The 23483-nt window shown below is 61.9% G+C and carries 26 protein-coding genes; 11 read left to right on the forward strand and 15 right to left on the reverse strand.

Going from position 1 to position 23483, the window contains the following annotated elements; genetic code table 11:
• Window positions 1-41 precede the first annotated feature (41 nt).
• Window positions 42-518, reverse strand: a complete 477-nt coding sequence (locus tag ROS217_RS14435) for an REP-associated tyrosine transposase (protein ID WP_009818514.1) — start codon at window positions 516-518, stop codon at window positions 42-44.
• A gap of 131 nt (window positions 519-649) precedes the next feature.
• On the opposite strand from ROS217_RS14435, the gene ROS217_RS14440 reads away from it, so the two are divergent.
• A complete protein-coding gene (locus ROS217_RS14440; RefSeq protein ID WP_009818515.1) occupies window positions 650-1048 on the forward strand; it encodes a DUF2177 family protein in 399 nt (132 codons plus the stop codon).
• A gap of 6 nt (window positions 1049-1054) precedes the next feature.
• On the opposite strand, the gene ROS217_RS14445 is transcribed toward ROS217_RS14440, so the two are convergent.
• From ROS217_RS14445 to trpA, 3 genes are all read right to left on the reverse strand, one after another.
• Window positions 1055-2407 (reverse strand): DNA-packaging protein, encoded by a 1353-nt coding sequence (locus tag ROS217_RS14445; protein WP_050766389.1) that lies wholly within the window; start codon window positions 2405-2407, stop codon window positions 1055-1057.
• Complete coding sequence (locus tag ROS217_RS14450) at window positions 2325-2786, reverse strand: hypothetical protein (RefSeq protein ID WP_009818517.1); 462 nt, start codon at window positions 2784-2786, stop codon at window positions 2325-2327. Before ROS217_RS14450 ends, ROS217_RS14445 begins: the two co-directional genes overlap by 83 nt.
• A 164-nt stretch (window positions 2787-2950) precedes the next feature.
• The gene (trpA, locus tag ROS217_RS14455; protein ID WP_009818518.1) at window positions 2951-3742 is read right to left on the reverse strand and encodes a tryptophan synthase subunit alpha; all 792 of its coding nucleotides are present in this window, start codon (window positions 3740-3742) and stop codon (window positions 2951-2953) included.
• Between the two features lie 126 nt (window positions 3743-3868).
• Here trpA and ychF point away from each other — a divergent pair, with 126 nt between their 5' ends.
• The gene (ychF, locus tag ROS217_RS14460) at window positions 3869-4966 is read left to right on the forward strand and encodes a redox-regulated ATPase YchF (protein WP_009818519.1); all 1098 of its coding nucleotides are present in this window, start codon (window positions 3869-3871) and stop codon (window positions 4964-4966) included.
• 28 nt (window positions 4967-4994) lie between these two features.
• Here the strand turns inward: ychF and mnmA are convergent, their stop codons facing one another.
• Complete coding sequence (gene mnmA, locus ROS217_RS14465; RefSeq protein ID WP_009818520.1) at window positions 4995-6146, reverse strand: tRNA 2-thiouridine(34) synthase MnmA; 1152 nt, start codon at window positions 6144-6146, stop codon at window positions 4995-4997.
• A gap of 122 nt (window positions 6147-6268) precedes the next feature.
• On the opposite strand from mnmA, the gene sciP reads away from it, so the two are divergent.
• From sciP to ROS217_RS24895, 5 genes are all read left to right on the forward strand, one after another.
• Window positions 6269-6541 (forward strand): CtrA inhibitor SciP, encoded by a 273-nt coding sequence (gene sciP / locus ROS217_RS14470; protein WP_009818521.1) that lies wholly within the window; start codon window positions 6269-6271, stop codon window positions 6539-6541.
• 101 nt (window positions 6542-6642) lie between these two features.
• Window positions 6643-7359, forward strand: a complete 717-nt coding sequence (gene ctrA / locus ROS217_RS14475) for a response regulator transcription factor CtrA (protein ID WP_009818522.1) — start codon at window positions 6643-6645, stop codon at window positions 7357-7359.
• 104 nt (window positions 7360-7463) lie between these two features.
• Window positions 7464-10064 carry an NAD-dependent DNA ligase LigA gene (ligA, locus tag ROS217_RS14480; protein ID WP_009818523.1) on the forward strand — a complete coding sequence of 867 codons (2601 nt, stop codon included), beginning with the start codon at window positions 7464-7466 and terminating at the stop codon, window positions 10062-10064.
• A complete protein-coding gene (gene recG / locus ROS217_RS14485) occupies window positions 10061-12151 on the forward strand; it encodes an ATP-dependent DNA helicase RecG (RefSeq protein ID WP_009818524.1) in 2091 nt (696 codons plus the stop codon). Before ligA ends, recG begins: the two co-directional genes overlap by 4 nt.
• 97 nt (window positions 12152-12248) lie before the next feature.
• Window positions 12249-12371, forward strand: a complete 123-nt coding sequence (locus ROS217_RS24895) for a hypothetical protein (RefSeq protein ID WP_009818525.1) — start codon at window positions 12249-12251, stop codon at window positions 12369-12371.
• A gap of 208 nt (window positions 12372-12579) precedes the next feature.
• On the opposite strand, the gene ROS217_RS14490 is transcribed toward ROS217_RS24895, so the two are convergent.
• Window positions 12580-13800, reverse strand: a complete 1221-nt coding sequence (locus ROS217_RS14490) for a HAMP domain-containing protein (RefSeq protein ID WP_009818526.1) — start codon at window positions 13798-13800, stop codon at window positions 12580-12582.
• Between the two features lie 99 nt (window positions 13801-13899).
• Complete coding sequence (locus ROS217_RS14495) at window positions 13900-14355, reverse strand: iron-sulfur cluster assembly scaffold protein (protein ID WP_040651524.1); 456 nt, start codon at window positions 14353-14355, stop codon at window positions 13900-13902.
• Between the two features lie 67 nt (window positions 14356-14422).
• Between ROS217_RS14495 and hisI the strand changes: the two genes are divergently transcribed.
• The gene (hisI, locus tag ROS217_RS14500; RefSeq protein ID WP_009818528.1) at window positions 14423-14791 is read left to right on the forward strand and encodes a phosphoribosyl-AMP cyclohydrolase; all 369 of its coding nucleotides are present in this window, start codon (window positions 14423-14425) and stop codon (window positions 14789-14791) included.
• Window positions 14792-14813: 22 nt separating this feature from the next.
• Here hisI and gluQRS read toward each other — a convergent pair whose 3' ends face one another.
• Genes gluQRS through ROS217_RS14515 form a run of 3 tightly spaced genes read right to left on the reverse strand, consistent with a single transcriptional unit; the run spans window position 14814 to window position 17846 of the window.
• On the reverse strand, window positions 14814-15647 hold the full coding sequence (gluQRS, locus tag ROS217_RS14505; RefSeq protein WP_009818529.1) for a tRNA glutamyl-Q(34) synthetase GluQRS: 834 nt from the start codon (window positions 15645-15647) through the stop codon (window positions 14814-14816).
• A gap of 12 nt (window positions 15648-15659) precedes the next feature.
• Window positions 15660-17018, reverse strand: coding sequence for a methylenetetrahydrofolate--tRNA-(uracil(54)-C(5))-methyltransferase (FADH(2)-oxidizing) TrmFO (trmFO, locus tag ROS217_RS14510; RefSeq protein ID WP_009818530.1), 1359 nt, complete (start codon window positions 17016-17018; stop codon window positions 15660-15662).
• Between the two features lie 42 nt (window positions 17019-17060).
• On the reverse strand, window positions 17061-17846 hold the full coding sequence (locus tag ROS217_RS14515) for an enoyl-CoA hydratase (RefSeq protein WP_009818531.1): 786 nt from the start codon (window positions 17844-17846) through the stop codon (window positions 17061-17063).
• 58 nt (window positions 17847-17904) lie between these two features.
• Here ROS217_RS14515 and ROS217_RS14520 point away from each other — a divergent pair, with 58 nt between their 5' ends.
• The 3 genes from ROS217_RS14520 (at window position 17905) to rpsI (ending at window position 19525) form a co-directional block, all read left to right on the forward strand.
• Window positions 17905-18324: a PaaI family thioesterase gene (locus ROS217_RS14520; RefSeq protein ID WP_009818532.1), complete on the forward strand. Its 420-nt coding sequence runs from the start codon at window positions 17905-17907 to the stop codon at window positions 18322-18324.
• Between the two features lie 245 nt (window positions 18325-18569).
• Window positions 18570-19034, forward strand: coding sequence for a 50S ribosomal protein L13 (gene rplM / locus ROS217_RS14525; protein WP_009818533.1), 465 nt, complete (start codon window positions 18570-18572; stop codon window positions 19032-19034).
• Complete coding sequence (gene rpsI / locus ROS217_RS14530; protein WP_009818534.1) at window positions 19034-19525, forward strand: 30S ribosomal protein S9; 492 nt, start codon at window positions 19034-19036, stop codon at window positions 19523-19525. The genes rplM and rpsI overlap by 1 nt, the downstream gene beginning before the upstream one ends.
• 66 nt (window positions 19526-19591) lie before the next feature.
• Here rpsI and ROS217_RS14535 read toward each other — a convergent pair whose 3' ends face one another.
• The 5 genes from ROS217_RS14535 to ROS217_RS14555 all read right to left on the reverse strand — a co-directional run bounded on the left by ROS217_RS14535 (window position 19592) and on the right by ROS217_RS14555 (window position 23457).
• Window positions 19592-19969 carry a DUF2852 domain-containing protein gene (locus ROS217_RS14535; protein ID WP_009818535.1) on the reverse strand — a complete coding sequence of 126 codons (378 nt, stop codon included), beginning with the start codon at window positions 19967-19969 and terminating at the stop codon, window positions 19592-19594.
• 90 nt (window positions 19970-20059) lie between these two features.
• Complete coding sequence (locus ROS217_RS14540; protein ID WP_009818536.1) at window positions 20060-20683, reverse strand: TetR/AcrR family transcriptional regulator; 624 nt, start codon at window positions 20681-20683, stop codon at window positions 20060-20062.
• Window positions 20676-21545, reverse strand: a complete 870-nt coding sequence (ppk2, locus tag ROS217_RS14545; RefSeq protein ID WP_009818537.1) for a polyphosphate kinase 2 — start codon at window positions 21543-21545, stop codon at window positions 20676-20678. The genes ROS217_RS14540 and ppk2 overlap by 8 nt, the downstream gene beginning before the upstream one ends.
• Before the next feature lie 36 nt (window positions 21546-21581).
• A complete protein-coding gene (locus ROS217_RS14550) occupies window positions 21582-22550 on the reverse strand; it encodes an alpha/beta fold hydrolase (protein ID WP_009818538.1) in 969 nt (322 codons plus the stop codon).
• On the reverse strand, window positions 22534-23457 hold the full coding sequence (locus tag ROS217_RS14555; RefSeq protein ID WP_009818539.1) for a homoserine O-succinyltransferase: 924 nt from the start codon (window positions 23455-23457) through the stop codon (window positions 22534-22536). Before ROS217_RS14555 ends, ROS217_RS14550 begins: the two co-directional genes overlap by 17 nt.
• Between the last annotated feature and the right edge of the window lie 26 nt (window positions 23458-23483).

Genomic DNA, 23483 nt, shown 5'->3' on the forward strand with positions numbered 1-23483 from the left:
TGAATGGTGCGCAATGAATGCGCACCCTACGGGGTGTGATCCTACGGCCAATCGACGGGGCCATCACGGTGGATCGACGAATAGGCCCAGTCCTCTGACCGCTCCACCAACCCGTGTTTTACCGGGTTGATCCAGCAATACCGGATCGCCGCGCGCTTACCCGCCTCGCTGCGGATGTGATGCTCCCAGAACCGCCGCTGCCACAGCCCATGCTCTCGCCGGGCCTCGTGACTGGCACGGCGCGGCGTATGGGGCAGGGCGCGGGAAAACCGGGCCTTGATCACGCTCCACCGGGTCGAGAAATCGTGGTCGCCTTCAGGCAGGGTCCAGACGCAATGCATATGATCGGGCAGCACAACCCAGGCCTCAATAACAAAGGGCCGCTCTGCCTTGGTGCGTCGGACAGCCGCGCGCAACGCCGCGATTTCGCGCGTCAGCACGTCTGATCGTCGGTTCGCCAGCCCCACAGTAAAGAACACGCAGGCCCCGGCGACGTGCGGGCGCAGGTAATTGGACATGGGCAAATAACACCATGACAGGGTTAAAAAATCGTTTCAGCTGTAGGGTGCGCATTTATGGCGCACCCCATAATCCATCCAATCGCCGCCCCCTTGCGTATCCCGTCCAACACCCAAAACTCGGCAGGCTCATGCAAACCCTCATCCTCTACCTTGTCACCGCCGCCGTCTTCCTCGGCCTTGATGCGATCATGCTCAGGACCGTGATGCGCCCGCTCTTTGCCGCCCATATCGGCGATATGCTGGCCAAAGAGCTGCGCATTGTGCCCGCCGCGCTCTTTTATCTGGCCTATGTGGGCGGCGTGCTGTGGTTTGTCTCGCTCCCCGCCCTGCGCGAGGGCGCGCCGGTGAACGCGCTCCTCGCCGGGGCGGCTTTGGGGGCCATGGCCTATGGCACCTATGAGTTCACCAATTACGCCACTCTGCGCAACTGGCACTGGCAGATGGTCGCGGTCGACGTGACATGGGGCGCGGTTCTGACCGGCTTCTCTGCCTGGGTGGGCGTCCTTGCGGCGCGCGCTTGGGGCTAGCCGCGCTCACACCCCCCGGATGCTGGGCCGCACCCATTTGGCCGCAGGCTCGACAATCAAATCAGTGATCGCCCAGACCAGCGCATCGACGCGGTCCGGGCTGCCGCGCCCCTCATAGCCGCGTGCGGTCATGGCGCACATCTGATCCTCCAACGCGCCAAGGCCGCGCGCGTGATACACCCGGCCCTGTTCATAGAGTGCGGCCACCGGCTCGGCTCGCGCCAGCTTGCCCCGGCTGGCATGCACCTTCCTGAGCGGAACCAGCGGATCGACCTGCCGGATCACCTGTTCCACCAGATCGCCGCCTTGGTTGACCTCGGCCACCACCCGCTCTGCCCCCCATAGCTCGCGCGCGCGGATCGCGGCGCGGGCCCAACGCGCGGGGCTCGCGGCGCTGACGCTGGCATCCGCCAGCACCCAGACCCGCCAATCCTGCACCGGCCCGCGCGTGATCGCCCCCGCCATGATGATGCCGCACTCATCCGACCCGGCATGGCCCGTCACCGGCGGATCGACCGCTACCACCACCCGGTCAAACTCGGGCAGGCTCTCCACCCGAGCCGCCTCCAGCATGGCAGGCGTCCAGAGCGCATCCTCGGCCTCGTCGATCAAGAGACCATCCAGCTCCTGTCGCCCCAGCCGCGTGCCCGCATAGCGCGCCCGCACCTCATCGAGGAAACTCTCGGCCAGATAGGCGCGGTTGGCCTCGGTCGGCGCGCTCGTCACCACCGTCGAGGGCACCGCCACGATATCCTTCAAGACGCCCACATTGCGCGGTGTCGTGGTCACACAGACACGCGGGGCATCGCCCAGCCGCAGCCCGAATTGCAGCATGTCCCAGGTTTCGCGCGCCCGTTTCCACTTGGCCAACTCATCCACCCAGGCGCCATCGAACTGCGGCCCGCGCAGCGCCTCGGGGTCATGCGCCGAATAGGCCTGCGCAACCGCGCCGTTTGGCCAAATCAGCCGCTTGCGCGTCGCCTGCCAATCCGGGCGGCGGTCGGGCGGCGAACAGGCCATGATGCCGCTCTCGCCAAACACCATCACCTCGCGCACCTGATCAATCGTCTCGCCCACCAGCGCGATCCGCTTGCACCGCCCCTCGTCCAAGGGGCGCGATCCCTCGACCTGCGCGCGCACCCATTCGGCCCCGGCGCGGGTCTTGCCCGCGCCACGCCCGCCCATGATCACCCAGGTGCGCCAGTCGCCCTCGGGGGGCAGTTGATGCTCCAATGCCCAGAATTCGAACAGATAGGGCAGGGCCATCCGCTCCCCGTCACTCAGGGCATCGAGGAAGTCGTCCCTCACAGCTGGCCCTCTTGAGGCGATCCAGTCGGCACCCGATCTGATGCCGGGCATCGTCGAAATCGAGCGCGTATCCGTGGACAATGCCACGGTCTTCTCGTCTGCGTTTTTCAAGTTGTGCCTCCGCTTCTATGGCGATCTTCAGCCATTGCCGGATCTCGGCAGTGGCCTTGGTCGCATTCTTCAACTCATCCAGGTCTCCGGCCCTGATCCGCAGATAGATCTCTGCGAGGTCTTCGCGCATATCCGCCAATTGGCGCTCCAGCGCATCGATCGAGGTCGTCAGGCCCGTGGGCCCCACATCGGGGGTGATCAAAACCATGCGTGCTCTTGCCTCATGATTGGTGTGTTTCGGAAAACCCTCCATCCTGCCGACACGAAAAAACGGCCGCCGGGGTTCCCCCCGGGGCCGCTTGCCCAATTCGTCCAGCATGTCACAACCGATAGATGAAAGCGTGCGCCGAGTCAAGCACGCGAATCTCTTGATCGTCGGCTAAGCCTCCGGTATATTTACCTTTTTTTAACTATTTGCCACCACGCGGCCGGGTTTTTCTTGGTCCAAATACTCCCGCCGGAGGCGCTCTTTGACCTCTGCGTTCAGGCGCGGTGTGCGCCCTCGGCCAGCCCCTGCACAAAGCTCAGGACATCCGCCACAGACCGCCCCTTGGCAATCTCGCCCACAATCGCCGAGCCCACAACGCAGCCATCGGCGACGCTGGCAATCGTCTGCGCCGTCTCGGGCGTGCGGATGCCAAAGCCCACGATCACCGGCAGATCGGTCTGCGCCTTGATCCGCGCCACTTCGGGCGCCACATCCGCCGCCTCGGCGGCGGCGGCCCCGGTGATCCCCGTGATCGACACATAATAAACAAAGCCGCTGGTGTTCTCGAGAACCTTGGGCAGTCGCTTGTCATCGGTGGTGGGGGTGGCGAGGCGGATAAAGTTCATGCCCGCCTTGCTCGCCGGAATGCACAACTCGTCATCCTCTTCGGGTGGCAGATCGACCACGATCAACCCGTCAATCCCGGCGGCCTTGGCGTCGACCAAAAACTTCTCCACGCCGCGATTGTAGATCGGGTTGTAATAGCCCATCAGCACGATGGGCGTGGTGTCATCGCCCTTGCGAAACTCGGTCGCCATCGCCAGCGTTTTCTCCAGCGTCATGCCTGCCGCCAGCGCTCGCTGCCCCGCCAGTTGGATTGTCGGCCCATCCGCCATCGGATCGGTAAAGGGCACGCCCAACTCAATCACATCCACCCCGGCTTCCGGCAACCCCTTCATCACCGCCAGCGATGTCTCGTAATCCGGATCACCCGCCATGATATAGGAAACAAACGCCTTCTTCCCGGCGGCTTTCAACTCTGCGAATTTGGCGTCGATGCGTGTCATGGGGGTATGTCCTTCGAATGGGTCCGTGCGGGTTTGGCGCAAAGCGCGCGGGAAATCAATGCCCGGCTTGACCTTGGCCCGCGCAAACCCGTAGATGCGCGCAATTCACCGCATGGAGGGTCTGAGATGGGCTTTAAAATGGGAATCGTGGGCCTGCCCAATGTGGGCAAATCCACGCTCTTTAACGCGCTCACCCGCACCGCTGCCGCACAGGCCGCGAATTTCCCCTTTTGCACCATCGAGCCGAATGTCGGCGAGGTAGCCGTGCCCGATGCGCGGCTAGACAAATTGGCCGAGATTGCCGGCTCAAAACAGATCATCCCGACCCGGATGACCTTTGTCGATATCGCAGGCCTCGTCAAAGGCGCGTCCAAGGGCGAGGGGTTGGGCAATCAGTTTCTCGCGAATATCCGCGAGACGGATGCCATTGCCCATGTGCTGCGCTGCTTCGAGGATGGCGACGTGACCCATGTCGAGGGCCGCGTCGATCCGGTGGCCGATGCCGATACGATTGAAACCGAACTGATGCTGGCCGATCTCGAGTCGGTCGAGAAACGCCGCGCCGGGCTGCAACGCAAGATCAAGGGCGGCGACAAGGACGCGGTTCAGGCCGAGCGCCTGCTCGCTCAGGCACAGGCTGCGCTGGAACAGGGCCGCCCCGCCCGTACCGTGCAGGTCGATGCCGAGGACACCAAAGCCTGGAAAATGTTGCAACTGCTGACCGCCAAGCCAATCCTCTACGTCTGCAATGTCGATGAGGCCAATGCCGCCACCGGTAACGCCCATTCCGACGCTGTGGCAAAAATGGCCGCCGACCAGGGCGCGGCCTCGGTCGTGATCTCCGCCCAGATCGAAGAAGAAATCTCCAAGCTCGAACCGGATGAGGCCGAAATGTTCCTCACTGAAATGGGGCTCGACGAGGCCGGTCTCGACCGTCTGATCCGCGCCGGTTACGAGCTTTTGCATCTGGAAACCTATTTCACCGTCGGCCCGAAAGAGGCCCGCGCCTGGACCATCCCCGCAGGCACGCCCGCCCCCAAGGCCGCAGGCGTCATCCACGGCGATTTCGAGCGCGGTTTCATCCGCGCCGAAACCATTGCCTATGACGATTTCGTGGGCTTGGGCGGCGAGCAAAAGGCCAAGGATGCGGGCAAGATGCGCTCTGAGGGTAAAAGCTATGTCGTCAAGGATGGCGACGTTCTACACTTCCTCTTCAACACCTGAGCGGGGCAGGGCGCGCCCTGCCTGCGGCTCATGCAGACGCGCCGCGCCAGATCCAGCCGCCACCCAGCACGCGGCTGCCGTCCGTCTCATAGAAGACGCAGGCCTGACCGGGCGACACACCTTCTTCGGGGGTGAGCAATTCGACTGTCGCCTCGGTCGCTGAAATGGGCCGCAAAACGGCCTCGCGCGGCGGGCGGGTTGAGCGAACCTTGACCGAGACCTGCCATTCCGTCTGCGATGTCATCGGCACATCGCCCAGCCAGTTAATCTCGCGCAGCGGCACAGTGCGGGTCGAGAGCATCTCTTTCGGCCCGACAATCACCCGGCGCGCATCGACATCAAGGCGCACGACATAGAGCGGCTCTTCCAGCCCGCCGATGCCCAAGCCCCGGCGCTGACCAATGGTGTAGTGAATGACCCCCTCATGCTGGCCCAAAACCCGGCCATCGGCATGCACGATCTCGCCCGGTTCCGCGGCACCGGGGCGCAGTTTTTCGATCACGCTGGCATAGTTGCCGTTGGGCACGAAACAGATGTCCTGACTGTCAGGCTTGTCCGCCACCTGAAGCCCGTATTGCGCGGCCAGTTCCCGCGTCGCCGCCTTGGACGGTAGATGCCCCAGCGGAAACCGCAGATAGTCAAGTTGCTCGGGCGTGGTCGAGAACAGAAAGTACGACTGATCGCGCGCCGAATCGCTTGCACAATGCAATTCCGGCCCCTGCGAGCCTAGTTTGCGCTGAATATAGTGCCCGGTTGCCATGCAATCGGCCTCCAGATCGCGGGCGGTTTCCAAGAGATCCTTGAACTTGACCCGCTCGTTGCAGCGGATGCACGGCACGGGCGTCGCCCCCGCCAGATAGCTGTCGGCAAACTCGTCAATCACCGCATCACGAAAGATGTTCTCGTAATCCAGCACGTAATGCGGAAAACCCATCTCTTCGGCCACGCGGCGCGCGTCGTGAATATCCACCCCGGCACAGCAGGCGCCCTTCTTGGCCAGCGCCGCGCCATGGTCATAAAGTTGCAGCGTGACGCCCACAACGTCATAACCCTCAGAGGCCAGATGCGCGGCCACAACCGAGCTGTCGACGCCGCCTGACATCGCCACGACCACGCGGGTCTCGGCTGGGGGCTTGGGAAATCCAAGCGAATTCAGTGGTTTGTTCGTATCCAGTGCCATAGTGGCCTCCGCTCGGGTCTTTCAGAATATAGGAAAATCCTAAACACTCTCAAGACCCGGTTTCACGCCCCATTAAGCCTGAGATGGGCATTCTCACCCTATCAAGACAAAGGGTGAGCGTGATGTATCTCAAGAAAGTCGAAGGGCCAAGGGCCGTTAACCTGCCCGATGGCACCGTTCTCAGCCGGGCGGATTTGCCGCCCCCGGACACACGGCGATGGGTCGCCTCGCGCAAACTCGCGGTGGTGCGAGGGGTCGCCTACGGCCTGATTGCGCGGCACGACGCGCTCGAGACCTATGGGCTCAGTGACGAAGAGTTTGATTGCTGGATCGCTGCCGTCGCGCGGCATGGCGAGGGCGCGCTCAAAGTGACCTCGCTCAAGGTCTATCGGTAACCTTAAGTTGAGTTTGGCGGAGGCCATAACACTGGTAACGGGTAGTTAACCATTTTTGACCAGTGTGTCCGGTATCGAAGCAATTACCTGTGGAGTCCCCAATGCGCGTACTTTTGGTCGAGGACGATCCGACAACCTCTAGAAGCATCGAACTGATGCTGACCCATGCCAATCTCAATGTCTATACCACCGATCTGGGGGAAGAGGGCATCGACCTGGCCAAACTTTACGATTACGATCTGATCCTGCTGGATCTTGGTCTGCCGGATATGAACGGGCATGAGGTGCTGCGCCAACTGCGGCTGGCACGGGTTGCCACGCCCATCCTCATCCTCTCCGGGGCCGGTGACACCGACAGCAAGATCAGGGGGTTCGGCTTTGGGGCCGATGATTACCTGACCAAGCCGTTTCACCGCGACGAATTGGTGGCGCGCATCCATGCGATCATCCGCCGTTCCAAGGGTCATTCCCAATCGGTGATCCGCACTGGCATGGTCAATGTCAATCTCGACGCCAAGACGGTTGATGCGGGCGGCAAGGCCGTGCATCTGACCGGCAAGGAATACCAGATGCTCGAGCTTTTGTCGCTGCGCAAGGGCACGACCCTGACCAAGGAAATGTTCCTCAACCATCTCTACGGCGGCATGGACGAGCCGGAACTCAAGATCATTGACGTGTTCATCTGCAAACTGCGCAAGAAACTCTCTGAGGCCACCGATGGTGCCAATTACATCGAGACGGTCTGGGGGCGCGGCTATGTGCTGCGCGATCCCGAACTCGGCGAAATGGACGGGCAGCCTCTGGCGGTGGGTGCCTGAGGGCTGCGCGGCCTCTGGACGCTGGGCGGGTCGGGCACTATCACTCTGGTCAGGTATGAGGTGGGCAAGGCGTTGCCACCTCATCCCGGATCAGAGAGGGGCCGATGACCGACAGGATTGCCGTTGAGGATCTGACCGAAGACGAGGCGCGGACGGAATTGGCGCGCCTTGCAGCGCTCTTGGCTGAGGCCAATCGGGCCTATCACACCGAGGATGCGCCCGAGATCACGGATGCTGCCTATGACGCGCTCAAGGCGCGCAACGCGGCCATTGAGGCGCGGTTGCCCGCGCTCAAACGTGCGGACAGCGCTTCGGATCAGGTGGGGGCCGCGCCGTCGGATGGCTTTGCCAAGGTCACGCATCGCATCCGCATGCTCAGCCTTGGCAATGCCTTCGAGGCGGGCGATGTGGCCGAGTTCGACACCCGTATTCGCCGCTATCTGGGTTTGGCGGATGACGCCCCATTGGCCTACACCGCCGAGCCCAAGATTGACGGGCTGAGCCTGAGCTTGCGCTATGAGCAGGGCAGGTTGGTGCAGGCCGCGACGCGCGGCGATGGCGAGGTGGGCGAGAACGTGACCGCCAACGCGCACACCATCGCTGATATTCCCGAGACCCTGACCGGCGCACCCGAGGTTCTCGAAGTGCGCGGCGAGGTCTATATGAGCCATGCCGACTTCGCAGCGCTAAACGCGCGACAGGCCGCCAAATCCGACAAGTCCTTCGCCAATCCGCGCAATGCCGCCGCCGGATCGCTCCGGCAGCTAGACGCGACCATCACCGCCGCGCGCCCGCTCAGGTTCTTTGCCTATAGCTGGGGCGAGCTGAGTGCGCCCTTGGCGGACACGCAGATGGGGGCCATCGACCGTCTGGCCGCACTCGGGTTTCAGACCAACCCGCTAACGGTGCTCTGTGATGGGACCGAGGCGCTGCTTGCGCAGTACGCGCGCATCGAGCAGGCCCGCGCGACCTTGGGCTATGACATCGACGGCGTGGTCTACAAGGTGGATGATCTGGGCCTGCAAGCGCGGCTCGGCTTTCGCTCGACCACGCCACGCTGGGCCATCGCGCATAAATTCCCGGCTGAGCTGGCCTGGACCCGGCTGGAGGCGATCGACATTCAGGTGGGGCGCACCGGCGCGCTGAGCCCGGTGGCGCGCCTCACGCCCGTCACGGTCGGCGGCGTCGTGGTCAGCAATGCAACCCTCCACAATGAGGATTACATCGCCGGGCGCGACAGTAAGGGCGCGGTGATCCGGCCCGATGAAAATGGCAATGCCAAGGATATCCGCGTGGGCGATTGGGTGCAGGTCTACCGTGCTGGCGACGTGATCCCCAAGATCGCCGATGTGGACCTCACAAAGCGCCCCGAAAATGCCGCGCCGTTCATCTTTCCCACCACATGCCCCGAATGCGGCTCTGACGCCGTGCGCGAAGAGGGCGATGCCGTGCGCCGCTGTATGGGCGGCCTCATCTGCCCGGCGCAGGCGGTGGAAAAGCTCAAACATTTCGTCTCCCGCGCCGCCTTTGACATCGAGGGGCTGGGGGCCAAGCAGATTGAAATGTTTTATAACGACGATCAACTGCCAATTAAGCAACCTGCTGACATCTTTACCCTCAAGGAACGTGACGGAAAGAACCTCACTAAGCTGGCTAACCGAGAGGGTTGGGGAGAAAAAAGCGTAGCTAAGCTCTTTGAAGCGATTGAAGCTCGAAGATCAGTCGAATTGCCAAGATTTATCTTTGCTCTTGGTATTCCTAACGTAGGTGCAGAAGTCTCTAAAGATTTGGCTAATTTTCATGGTTCATGGACAGCTTTGGTACAAGCAAACGACGATGTGAAAAATCAGAGAATTCAAACCGCAATTGAACATTGGTCTCGCATCAATATTAGCAATGATACGAACTGGCTTGAGGTCGTTGAAGTTGCAAATGAACTTCGTGAGTTTGAGTTGAGTTTTTGGGATAGACTATATGCATATAAGGGTGTGGCGGGCGTTGGACTGCTTGCTAATCTTCGAAAATTTCTCGGTAAGTCATTGACGAAAGTTAGCGATGAGCAAGCAACGAAAGTTTTCGATGCAACTTTCAAGAATACAAAGCGTTACTCTACTAAGTATGAAGCTGCAAAAGAACAGTTTGGTTCTTTAGGGGCGTTCAAAGAGGAGTTGCTTCAAAAGGCCGACGCTCTTCACTTCCGCTGGAATAGATTTGCACGCCTTTTTCAATATATGGACCCCGAAGCTTTTTGGGATAACTACGGTGGTTGGAGCGCTAGTTCGAAGAATCTGGAAGAATTTATTGAAAAGGACGCTCAGATTTGCGCTCAGTTGCTTCCTCTCGTGGGGCATGGCCAAGTTACGGTGGATTCGATCATCCGTTTCTTTGGAAATAACAATAATGTGGCGGCTGTGAATAGTATTTTGAAGTATGTGGACCCAAAAGAATTCGAAAAACAGGCAATAACCGATAGTTCGATTTACGGAAAAACCGTGGTCTTCACTGGCACGCTGGAAAAGATGACCCGGGCCGAGGCCAAGGCGCGGGCCGAAGGCCTTGGGGCCAAGGTCGCAGGCTCGGTCAGTGCCAAGACTGACCTGCTCATCGCCGGCCCCGGTGCCGGGTCCAAGGCCAAGAAGGCAGCGGAACTGGGGATTGAGACCATTGACGAGGATGGCTGGCTCGCCCTCATCGGGGACGCATGAGCGGGCGGCCGGAAATCCTCTTTCCGCTCTTTGCCGGGCTGGAAACGCTGGAGGGGATCGGGCCCAAGACCGCGCAGAGCCTTGCCGCGCTTGAGATCACGCGCCCGCGTGACCTGATCCTGACCCTGCCGCATTCCGCTGTGGATCGCCGCCGCCGCGCCACGGTGCAGGGGGCTGACCTTCCCGGCATCGTCACGGTCGAGGTGACAGTTGGTCAGCACCGCGCACCGTCCCGCAAAGGCGGCCCCTACCGCGTGGTGGTTGAGGATGCCGCCACCAGCTTTCATCTGATTTTCTTTCATGCCCGCGATGACTATCTGCGCAAGATGTTGCCCACCGGCGCGCGCCGCATTGTCTCGGGCAAGGCCGAGCTTTTCGACGGGATCGCACAGATGGTGCATCCCGATCACATGCTGCCCGTGGAGGAAGCGGGCGAGATTCCCGATTTCGAGCCGGTCTATCCGCTCACCGCAGGTGTCACCCAACGGGTGATGGCCAAAGGGGCGCACTCGGCGCTGATGCGCCTGCCAGAGCTCGCCGAATGGATCGACCCGGTGCAAAAGGCGCAGGCCGGATGGCCCGATTGGGTGGATGCGATCCGCAGTGCCCATGCCCCGGATGAGGCGCGTGATCTCTCGCCCGCGCATCCGACGCGCGAACGTCTTGCCTATGACGAACTTATGGCGCACCAGATGACGCTGGCGCTCGCGCGCTCAAAGCTGCGCCGCGCCAAGGGGCGCGAAACCATTGGCACCGGGACATTGCAGGCCAAGGTGCTCGCGGCGCTGCCCTATGCGCTCACCGGCGCGCAGACGCGGGCGATTGCCGAGATTGCCGCCGATATGGCCGCCCCACAGCGGATGAACCGGCTGCTTCAGGGCGATGTCGGCGCAGGCAAGACGCTGGTGGCGTTCAAGGCGCTTCTGATCGCGGTCGAGGCGGGCGGGCAGGGCGTGATGATGGCCCCCACCGAAATCCTCGCGCGCCAGCATTTGCAGGGGCTGCGACCCTTGGCCGAGAGCGCCGGTGTGGTGCTGGAAATCCTGACAGGTCGCGACAAGGGGGCAGAGCGCCGCGCCAAGCTGGCAGCGCTCAAGCGCGGAGACATTCAGATCCTCGTCGGCACCCATGCAGTGTTTCAAAAAGATGTCGAATTCGCCGATCTGCGTCTGGCGATTGTCGATGAGCAACACCGCTTTGGTGTGCGGCAGAGGCTGGAACTGGGCAAAAAGGGCGCGCAGGCCGATGTGCTGGTGATGACCGCCACGCCGATCCCGCGCTCTCTGGCCTTGGCGCAATATGGCGATATGGATGTCAGCGTGCTGGACGAGAAACCGCCCGGTCGCAAACCGATCAAGACCGCATTGGTCAGCATGGGACGGATTGACGAGGTGGTGGATCACCTGCGCCGCGCCATTGCCGAGGGGCGACAGGCCTATTGGGTCTGCCCTCTGGTCGAGGAAAGCGAGGTGGTGGACCTCAGCAGCGCCGAGGAACGCTTCAAGCGGTTGCGCGCAGCCCTTGGCGAAGGGATTGTGGGTCTGGTGCATGGTCAGATGCCGCCCGAGGACAAGGATGCCGCGATGGCCGCCTTTCAGCGTGGTGAGACAAGCGTGCTGGTCTCAACCACGGTGATCGAGGTGGGCGTGGATGTGCCCAATGCCTCAATCATGGTGATCGAGCGGGCCGAGAGCTTTGGGCTGGCGCAGTTGCATCAGTTGCGCGGACGCGTCGGGCGCGGGCAGGCGGCCTCGACCTGTCTCCTGATGTATCAGGCGCCGCTCAGCGAGGGCGGTGAGCGGCGGCTCACCACAATGCGTGATACCGAGGACGGGTTTCGGATCAGCGAGGTCGATCTCGAGATGCGCGGCGCGGGCGATCTCATCGGCACGGCGCAATCGGGGCTGCCGCGATTCCGCATCGCCGATCTCGAATCGCAATCGGCGCTGATGGCGGTGGCGCAATCGGATGCCCGCAAGCTCTTGCATGACGATCCTGACCTCGTGTCCGACCGGGGGCGCGCGGCTCGGGTGCTGTTGTGGCTGATGGAACAGGATCAAGCGATCCGTTTGATTTCAGTAGGTTAGAAGTTTTGTTCACATTTGTTCTTAAAAAGTTCTTTACTTGGTTAACGCAATATGAGAACAAAGTGGCAACACAGAGGTTTTCTGAAGGAGCCCCCAGATGTTGCACCAGATCAAGACGACTGCGACCCGTGCGCAGGATACGATTATCGGCGATGCGATTGGCGCGCTTGCGCTGATGGTGACGCTGGTCGGTGCGCTCTATCTGCCGGGTGTTCTCTGACTGTCCTTTGTGTTTTCTGCCTGAGTTCCTGCCTGCGGGTCCGTCCTTGACCTTGGCTGCATCCCCTCTGTCCCAACGTCGGGGATGCGCCACACCCACCTGTCCCAACCGGTTTTCGGGGTTTGCCTCATTCCTCCCGAAATATGTCCGGGGTCTGTGACCCGCTCAACTCTGCCGCCGCCGCTCACCCGAGCGTGCGGCGGTTTTTTCACGCCACCGGCTCGGTGGCGGGGCGGAGACGCTGCACCAGCACGGTGCCGGTCTGGACGATTCCCTTCATCCGCTCTTCCAGCCGGATCATTTCGGACATGACATGGCGCAGATGTTCGCTCTCATCCCCCAAGGCGCCCAGATCGGCAAAGAGCGCCTCACTTCCGGCGATCTGAGCCTCGGCATTGACAACCACGGCGCGCAGGTCCTCGACCAGTCCCACGGCATCCTCTCCGCCGGTTTGATCACGCAGGTCGGCAACCGCGCGCCGTGCCGTATCAAACCACGCCTGTGACAGACGCGGCTCCGACTTGGCGCTCACCATTGCGGCGCGCTCCAACCGCCGGATGCGCCCGGTGAGCGTATCAATCCGGTCCCGCAGGTCGCCTTGGATCGTGACAATATCGTCATTCACCTTGACCACCCGTCGCAGCACCTCGTCCAACTCGCCCATCAACCGCGTGATCCGATCGAGAAAGAGATTGAGATCACGCGCCAAAACGCCAAACTCATCGGCGCTGCGGATGTCGGCGCGATGGGTCAACCCGCCATAGGCCCGCGCCAGATTGCTCACCACAGCCCGCAGACCCAAGAGCGGCTCCAACCGCGCGCGCAGAATGAGGAACAACAGCACCGAATGCAGCAGGATCTTGGCCAGCGCCAAGAGGCCGGTCAGGCGCATATCCTCGACCCATTGCGCGAAATCCGTGGCCAGATCGCGCCGCACCGTCACCTCGCCCAGCACGTCGCCCACCGCCGCCTCGGTGTGGCAGGCGAGGCAAAAGGGCTCTGCGGTGAGGGGCAGGGTGGCGCTTGCATGGGCGGTGTCAGGCCAATCGCCGCGCGGCAGGCCCTCGGGCGTGAACTCGAACCCCTGTTCAATGGACCGGATCGTAACCTCTGAGGGGATGATCGCAATGCGATAGCCCAGCCCGTCCCAATTGTCCTTGAGGATCGGATAGACCGTGCGCGCGGCCACCGGCCCGCCCTCGTTGCGCATGATCGAGCGGACGTTATCGGCCAGATCCTGTGCGGCCTCTTGGGCATCCGTGGGGCCATGCACCCGGAATTTGTAATAGACCATCCCGGCCTTGAGCGCGAATTCCAACACCGTCACCATCAACAGGATGACAAAGAAATCGCGGATCATATGGATCAGGAAAGACTGATCGAATCGTCCGATCAACGGACTGTTCTGGTCGAGTTTCTGCCCTGTCATGGCGCTGTCCCCGGTGTTTATCCCAAGGACGTAGAGCGTATTTTCCGAAAGGTAAGGGACGGCGTGGTCACAAAGGATCGCAGCGGCGCGACGGCGACGTCAGGCGCAAGAGGTCTGCGCGCGCACGGTCTCCATCGCCTCAACCACCGCTTCGAGCGTCAAAAGGATCGACGCATGGCGATTCTTGTAATCCCGCGCAGGCCGCAGCACCTCGAGCCCGTCAAACGGTGCGGGCGGGGTCGGGCCGTCGGATTTCAGCATGTCGCGCAGCGCGTCGCGTGCTGCCGTCACCTGAGCCAGATCGCAGCCGATGATGCCGCGCCCCACGACACTTGCCGCCGCCTGACCAAGCGCGCAGGCCTTGACCTCGGCGGCATAGTCGCTGATGCGCCCGTCCTCGCAGCGAATGTCCACGGTTACGGTCGAACCACAGAGCGGCGCGCGCCGTTTGACGCTGGCCTGCGCATCGGCAAGCCGCCCGTGATGCGGGATGTCGGACGCCAGTTCCAATATCCGCGCGGAATAGAGCTTGATCAGGTCGGTTTCGCCGCTCATGGCTTTCCCTTTCGTGTGTTGCCCCATAAATAGGCGCGTGACGCGCAGATGCAAAAGGAAATCCGCCATGCCCTTCGATCCGGCGACACTAAAGTATGACGCGAACGGGTTGATCCCCGCCATCGCCCAAGAGGCCGCGACCGGCGAGGTGCTGATGATGGCCTGGATGAACGCGGACGCCGTGGCGCGCACGCTGGACACTGGCCGCGTGACCTATTGGAGCCGCTCGCGGCAGGCCTTCTGGATCAAGGGCGAAACCTCGGGCCATGTGCAGGACTTGGTCGAACTGCGCGTCGATTGCGACCGCGATTGCCTGTTGGTGCAGGTGCGCCAGAGTGGCCCCGCCTGTCACACCAACCGGCGGTCGTGTTTCTACACGGCCGTGCGAGAGGGAAAAGAGACCGAGATCATGGCGCCGATTGCGGGCGCGGAATGAGTATTTAAGGAACGATGAAAGCCTAGAGGCCCAGCAGGGCGCGAATGTCGCTTGGGCTGGCCCCGTCGACGCGATAGGTGGCGATGGCGCGCGCGTCGTCCCGTTTGGCCAGACGCCTGCCCGCCGCGTCGCGGATCAGGGCGTGATGGTGATAGGCCGGCGTGGGCAGGCCAAGAAGGCGCTGCAAGAGTACATGGATTTGCGTCGCCTCTTGCAAGTCTTCCCCCCGGATCACATGGGTGATGCCCTGATCGGCATCATCCACCACCACCGAGAGATGATAGGATGCGCCCATCTCGCGCCGCGCCAGCACCACGTCACCGACAGTATGCGGCAGGTCGTGGGGGGTGATAATCTCGTCTTTTTCTTTGTAAATCAACGGGCTGCTTAGCATTCTGCAGGCACGCGCCATATCAAGGCGCAGGGCGCACTCCTCGGGCATAGGGCCCTGCGGTGGGGTCGCGGGGCGGCAGGTGCCGGGATAGATCACGCCATCGGGGCCCAAGAGCGGCGCGCCCTCTTGCGGGGCGGAGGTGGCCGCGCGAATATCGGCACGGCTGCATGAGCATTGGTAGATAAGCCCCTGATTCCAAAGCGATTTCAAGGCCGCACGATAGCGGGGTAGGCGGGTGGACTGGCGCAGCACGGGGAGGGGCCAGCCTAGCCAAAGCCACGCTAGATCGTCAAAAATCTGCACCTCCCACTCCGGGCGACAACGGGTCTGATCGAGGTCGTCGATACGCAGAAGAAAGGTACCCCCCTCAGCCTGCGCCCGGTCATAGGCCAGTATCGCGGAATAGGCATGCCCCAGATGCAGTGGGCCGGTCGGCGAGGGGGCAAAGCGCGTTATGAACATCTATACAAATGGTTATGAGGCAATGCTCATGTTTTGATCGGCCAGCCATTCGCCCCAGGCCGCCTTGGCGCGGTCGGTATAGCCCTTGTAGCGATCCATGCGTCCGCGCCGCCCGCCCTTGAACCCGTCGATCGGGCGAAACAGGCCGAAATTCACGTTCATCGGTTGAAAGGTCTTGGCCTCGGCCCCGCCGCTGATGTGGTGGATGAGCGCGCCCATGGCGCTGTCCTGCGGTACGGGGGGCAAGGTTTGCCCAAGAATTTCCGCCGCCGCCAAACGGCCCGCCAAGAGGCCCATCGCGGCGGATTCGACATAGCCCTCGACCCCGGTGATCTGCCCGGCAAAGCGGATATGCGGGCGCGAGCGCAGGCGCATCTGCGCATCGAGCAGCGTCGGCGAATTGAGAAATGTGTTGCGGTGAATGCCGCCAAGACGTGCGAACTGCGCGTTCTCAAGGCCGGGAATCATTTTGAAAACAGCGGTTTGCGCGCCGTATTTCATCTTGGTCTGAAAGCCCACGATATTGTAGAGCGTGCCAAGCGCGTTGTCGCGGCGCAGTTGCACCACGGCATGCGGCTTGACATCCGGCGCATGCGGGTTGGTCAGGCCAACGGGCTTCATCGGGCCATGGCGCAGGGTCTCGCGGCCACGTTCGGCCATGACCTCGATGGGCAGGCAGCCGTCGAAATAGCCCGCCGTTTCGCCGTCATGGAATTCGGTTTTGTCAGCGGCCAGCAGCGCGTCGATGAACGCCTCGTATTGGTCACGGTCCATCGGGCAGTTGAGGTAGGCGGTGCGCTCGGCCTCGGTCTCGCCCTTGTCATAGCGCGACTGCATCCAGGCGCGCGACATGTCGATGCTCTCGTGATAAACAATCGGCGCGATGGCGTCGAAAAACGCCAGCGCTTCGGTGCCGGTCTCTGCGGCAATCGCGCGACCCAGCCCCTCAGATGTCAGCGGGCCAGTTGCGATGATCCAATGGCCGCTCTCAGGAAGTTGCGTGATTTCATCATGTTGCACGGTGATCCTCGGGTGATCCAGGAGCCGCGCCGTGACCGATTGGGCAAAGCGGTCCCGGTCCACCGCCAAGGCCCCACCGGCAGGCAGGCGGTTTTCGTGGGCCATCGCCATGATCAACCCACCCGCCGCGCGCATTTCCCAATGCAAGAGGCCCACGGCATTCTGTTCATCATCATCCGAGCGAAAGGAATTGGAACAGACCATTTCCGCCAGATCGCCGGTGCGATGCGCAAAGGTTTTGACCTTGGGGCGCATTTCGTGGATGACCACGTTGACGCCCATATTGGCCGCCTGCCACGCCGCCTCTGATCCGGCCATGCCGCCGCCGATGATATGCAATACCTTGTCCATGGGCTGCGATTTAGGTCATTGCGTGCGGTTTGGAAAGGGGCGTCACTGATCCCAGTCCGGCGCGCGTTTGTCGATAAAGGCCGCGATGCCTTCGGCGGTGTCGCGGTCGAGCATGTTCTCGACCATCACCGCGCCGGTATGGGCATAGGCGGCATCCAGTCCCATTTCCAATTGCTTATAGAACGCACGCTTGCCGATCCGCACGGCAGAGCCCAGCTTGGCAGCGACAATTTCGGCGAGCGCCGTGGTTTCCGCTGCCAGATCCTCTTGCGGCACCGCCCGGTTGATCAACCCCAGCTCCACGGCGCGGGTCGTGTCGATAAAGGCCCCCGTGGTCAGCATCTCGAACGCCTGTTTGCGCGGGATATTGCGGCTCAGCGCCACCATCGGAGTGGAACAAAAGAGGCCGATATTGACCCCGTTGACGCCAAACCGCGTACCATGCGCCGCCACGGCCATGTCACAGCTTGCCACCAACTGACAGCCCGCCGCCGTGGCGATGCCATGTGGGGCGGCGATCACCGGCTGGGGCAGGGTGCGAATTGCGGTCATAACAGCGGTGCAGCGTGCAAAGAGATCGGCGAAATAGGCGCGCCCGCCATCCTCGGCCTGCCGCCCGGCGGTCATTTCCTTGAGATCATGCCCGGCGCAAAACGCCTTGCCCGCGCCCATCATCGTGACCACGCGGATCGTGCGATCCTGTGCCAGCCGGTCGAATTCGGCCTGAAGCGCCGCCAGCATCGCATCCGAGAGCGCGTTGAGATTGCCGGGCGAATTCAGCGTGAGCCGCGCGATTGCACCCTCATCGGTGCGGTCGAGAATTGTCATCTTGTAACCCCTTGTGCCTTGGGGTCATTCTAGCCCGGAACAGGGCAGGGAGCAAAGCATGAGCGTCAAGATGACCGCCACGGAATTGATGGAGTTCCTCGATCGGGAATTTCCGCAAGTGACTGGCGACTTCGCCATCGAAGAGGTGGGCGATATGCGCATCAGAACGCGCCTTTTGGTTGCGGATCGGCATTTGCGCCCCGGTGGCACGGTGTCGGGACCGTCGATCTTTGCCTTGGCGGATGTGTCGGTCTATCTGGCGATTCTCGCGATGATCGGGCCGCAGGGGTTGGCCGTGACCACCAATTGCAGCGTCGATTTCATGCGCAAACCGGTGGCGGGCGTGGATCTGATCGCCGAATGCCGCCTGCTGAAACTCGGTCGGGTCCTGGCAGTGGGAGAGGTTTTGATCTTTTCCGACGGTATGACTGCCCCTGTGGCACGCGCCAGCCTGACCTATTCGATCCCCCCGAAATGAGCACAAGAGCAGGGGGCTGTCCGCCCCCCGGACCCCCCGAGGTATTAAGCGAAGGTGAGGGGTAAGATACTGTTGGGGTAATATAATACCTATTTTTTAAGTCCTTGTTTTTGAACATCTAAATTGAACATATGGCGGTTGACCTGCGCATCGAACTGATTATAACCCGCCCATCGCATCAGCGCTGCCCGCAGGGTGGCCGAAACTGATCAAGACCAAAGACCAAGCACAAGGTTCTGCCTGACATGAAAACATTCTCTGCTACCCCGGCAGATATCGACAAGAAATGGATCCTGATCGACGCCGAAGGCGTTGTTCTGGGCCGTCTCGCCTCGATCATCGCCATGCGCCTGCGCGGCAAGCACAAGGCCAGCTTTACCCCTCACATGGACATGGGTGACAACGTGATCGTCATCAATGCCGAAAAGGTGCAGCTGACCGGCAACAAGCGCAGCAAACCCAACTATTGGCACACCGGCCATCCGGGCGGCATCAAATCCCGCACCACCGGCGAGATCCTCGAGGGCAAATACCCCGAGCGCGTCGTGATGCAGGCGGTCAAGCGCATGCTGCCGGGCAATCGCCTGTCGCGCACGCAGATGACCAACCTGCGCGTCTATGCAGGCGGCGAGCACCCCCACGAGGCGCAGAGCCCCGAGGTGCTGGACGTCAAATCCATGAACTCCAAGAACACGCGGGTGGCATACTGATGGCTGACGAAATCAAATCCCTCGAAGGTCTCGAAGCCGTCGCTGGCACCGTCAGCGCAGCACCGATGGAGATCAAAGCCCCGCGTGAGCCGCAGCGCGATTCGCTTGGCCGCTCTTATGCAACCGGCAAGCGCAAGGACGCGGTCGCCCGCGTCTGGATCAAGCCCGGTTCGGGCAAGGTCGTGGTGAACGGCAAGCCGATGAAAGAGTATTTCGCGCGCCCCGTGCTTCAGATGATCCTCAAGCAGCCCTTCACCGTGTCGGGCACCGAAGATCAGTTTGACGTGATGGCGACGGTTGCCGGTGGCGGTCTGTCGGGTCAGGCCGGTGCGGTCAAGCACGGCGTGTCCAAGGCGCTGCAACTCTATGATCCGTCCCTGCGTGGCGCCCTCAAGGCCGCCGGGTTCCTGACCCGCGACAGCCGCGTCGTGGAACGCAAGAAATATGGCCGGGCCAAGGCGCGCAAGAGCTTCCAGTTCTCCAAGCGCTGATCGCTTTCCGGATATCACAGTCAAAGGGCCGCCCATTGGGCGGCCCTTTCGCATCTGTCACGGGTCTCAGCGCGTGGCCTGTCCCTCGGCGGGTTTGCGGCGCTCATCAATGAACTGGTCAAACTCCGCCTTGTCGCGGGCATCGCGCAACCGCTGCAAAAACGCCTCGAACTGTTCCTGTTCCTCTTCCAGGCGGCGCAGCGTGTCGGCCTTATAGGCGTCAAATGCGGCATTGCCGGTGCCCTTTGAGGCAGGACGGCCCTGAAAACGCGAGAGTTTGCTGCGACAGGTCATACGGTTGCTCCAGATCATATAGCCCAAAAGGGCGAGGCCGACGGGCCAGAAAACGATAAAGCCAAGGACCATGGCGATGATCCAGGCGGGTCTGCCTTGGCGGTCGAGCCAGGATTCGGCTTGTGCAGGCCAGGTGGCGATGGCGGACATTGGGTCTCCTTTGCGGTGTAAATGTTACTTACATTTACATAAGTAAGATCCAAAATGGCCCATGCAAGAGATATGCGCGGATTTTTTGCGTCAGACCTCGGTGTCGGGCGGAATCAGCCCCAGACCCCGCAGATAGACGCCGATACCGGATTCCAGCAGGTCTTCGGGCGGGTAGGGCGACCGTGCCCCCGGCGCGCCGCGCGCATAGAGCTCGACCACCCCGTGGCTCATCGCCCAGACATGGGCGGCAAACATCGCCGCAGGTGGCCTGCGGTCCGGGGGCAAATGCGCCGAGAGCGCGGCGGCGGCGCGGGTCAAGATCGCCTGCGCGCGCCCCGCCGCATCGGCCAGTTCCGGGTTGGTGTTCACCGACAGGCCGGATTCGAACATCGCCACATAATGCCCCGCATTCGAACGCGCAAAGGCCAGATAGGCCCGCCCGGTGGCCATAAAGGCCGCCAGCGGATTTGGACGGGCGTCATCAAACGCCGCCTCCATCCGCTCGACAAAGATTTCAAACCCCTGGCGCGCCGCCTCTGCAATCAGCGCCTCGCGGCCCGGAAAATGCCGGTAAGGGGCGGCGGTCGAAACCTCGGCCAGCTTGGCCGCCTCTGCCATGGTAAAGCCCTGCGGTCCCTTCTCGGCAATCAGCCGCAAGGTGGCATCTACCAAGGCTTGCCGCAGATTGCCGTGATGATACCCCTGTTTACCCATTCCAGATTTCAGGCCCGCCGGTGATGGATGGATCACACTCCCCCACCGCGCGTACATCCTTGCGGGCATAGTCCAACCGGCTCAAAACGCTCCGGATGGCACCCAACCGCGCCCGCCGCTTGTCATCCGAACGCACCACGGTCCAGGGCGCATGGTCGCTATGGCTGCGGGTCAGGGTCTCGGCGATGGCGGCGGTATAGCTGTCCCATTTGCGCAGGCCCTCAACGTCGATCCAGCTCAGTTTCCATTGTTTGAGCGGGTCTTGCTCGCGCTCCAGAAATCGACGGAGTTGTTCGGCGCGGCCAACGTTGAGCCAGATCTTGAAGAGATGGATGCCCTCATCGACGATCATCCGCTCGAAATCCGGCACCTGAGCAAAGAAATGTTCGCGCTGCGCGTCGGTGCAAAAGCCAAAGACCTTTTCCACCACCGCGCGATTATACCAACTCCGGTCGTAAAGCACGATGTCACCACCGGCTGGCAGGTGGTCGATATAGCGCTGGAAATACCACTGTGTCGCCTCGACATCCGAGGGTTTGCTGAGGGCTACGACGCGCGCGCCGCGCGGATTGAGATATTCGCGGAACCGTTTGATCGTGCCGCCCTTGCCCGCCGCATCGCGCCCCTCAAAGACGATGGCAATCCGCGCGCCGCTTTCCTTGGCCCAATGCTGGAGCTTGACCAGTTCGATTTGCAGCTTTGCGAGATCTTTCTCATAGGTCTTTTTCGACATTGCCTCGGAATAGGGGAAATCACCGCCCAGAATGTCGTCCTTTTCGGCACGACGGATTTCCTTGCGTATCGCGTCTGGGGCTTCGGTCTCGAAAAAGGCGCTGATTGCGCCATCAAAGGGCAGGTCCATGGGGCCTCTCGCAGATGTTTCGCGCAGTATGGCCGCTCAATCGGCGGGGCGCAATCCAGCGCGGGTGGCCGCGCGGTGGATGGCGGCGATCACAGCCTCGGGGGCGCTGTGATGCGGCATATGACCGATGCCATCGAGCACGGTCAGATTGGCCCACTCGATCTGGGCCGCCAGCGGTACGGAATGGATGGCGACGCCCACAGTCGTATCCGCGCTGCCATGCACGATCTCGACCGGCACCGCGATGTCACCGAATCGGCCATGCAAGGCCTCGACCTCACCCAGCAGATTGGCGCGTTGCAGGGCATTGGCGCGCAGACTGTCCCGCCGCAGCGTCAGCCCCGCGCCGATGTGATCCAGATAGCCGTCGGGTGGCGCTTGAGGTTCAAAAATCTCGCGCACCGCCTGTTCCACGCGGCTGTCATGCACAAAGGCCGTCAGCAGCGGGATCAGCGCCGGCCCCAGCACCGGATGCGACAGAATCCGGTAATAGGTTGAGAGGCCGGTGTCCCATGGCTTGGCTGCGCCGGCCACATCGACCAGCGCGGCAATGTTGTCGGGCCGCGTCACCGCCCAGGCCAGCGCCACCGCGCCGCCATAGCTGTGACCCAGAACGATCGGCCGCTCCGCCCCCAATAGCGCTGCCGCCGCTTGCAAGAGGGCGGCTTGCTGGGTGATCGTGGCACCGGTGCGATTGATCCGCGCGGTATAGCCCAGACCGGGACGATCCAGCACGATGACCCGGTAGTGCCGCGCCAGACGCGGAGCGAGATCAAAGGTCATGTCGCGCGTATTGCCCGAAGCGCCGTGAATCAGCACGAGATCGGGGCCATCGCCCATGACGACCGCATGCACGCGGTGGCCGTTCACCTCGAGAATCTGCCCCTCAGGGGGAAAGGCCGCCTCCGCCTGCGCCTCATGCGCCCGCGCCCGATACTGGCTCCAGCCCCAGAGCGCTGCCAGAAAAAAGACAAGTATGATCAGGGATTTAACAGCCAATGGCATTCATATCGAACGGAGTCGTCTGATAAATCTGGTTGATCCAGTTGCCATAGAGAAGATGCGCGTGACTGCGCCAACGGTTCTGTGGCGGGCGCGCAGGGTCATCACCCGGATAGTAATTGCAGGGCACATTGATCGGCGTTCCATTGGCCACGTCGCGGTCATACTCCTGCTTGAGCGTGTCGCTGTCATACTCGAAATGGTTAAAGATATAGAGCGCATGCCGCGTGGTATCCTCGACCAGACAGGGACCAACCTCGTCACTGTCCAAGAGGATCGTCAGCCCCTCGACCGCCTCGATCTCGTCCCGCTTCATCTCGGTCCACCGGCTCACCGGGATCACGCAATCGTCGGAAAAGCCCCGCAGATAGGGCGAGGCAGGCACCATGTTGCGATGCCGGAAACAGCCAAAGGCCTTTGCGGACAGCATATGTTTCTTGACCCCGTGGAAATGGTTGATCATCGCCATCCCGCCCCAGCAGACGCCAAAGGTCGAATGCACATGGCTTTGCGTCCACGCGAACACGCGCTCCAACTCTTCCCAATAGGTGACCGCGTCAAATTCCAGATGCTCGATCGGTGCGCCGGTGATGATCAACCCATCATATTTGTCCCCCGACACCACCACCTCCTCAAAGGGCCGGTAAAAGCTCTCCATATGCTCGGCAGCGGTGTTCTTGGCCTGATGCTCGCTCATGCGAATCAGGTCAAACTCGATCTGCAACGGTGTCGCCCCGATCAGCCGGGCAAACTGGTTCTCGGTCTGGATCTTCTTCGGCATGAGATTGAGCAGGCCGATGCGCAGGGGGCGAATATCCTGCCGCGCCGCCTGATCCGGGTCCATCACCGACACCCCTTCGCGCGTCAGCACGGCATAGGCGGGCAGATTGGCGGGCATCTTGATGGGCATGGGGCAGGGGTTCCTTGACTGTCTGG

The organism is Roseovarius sp. 217 (assembly GCF_000152845.1).
Taxonomy (GTDB): Bacteria; Pseudomonadota; Alphaproteobacteria; order Rhodobacterales; family Rhodobacteraceae; genus Roseovarius.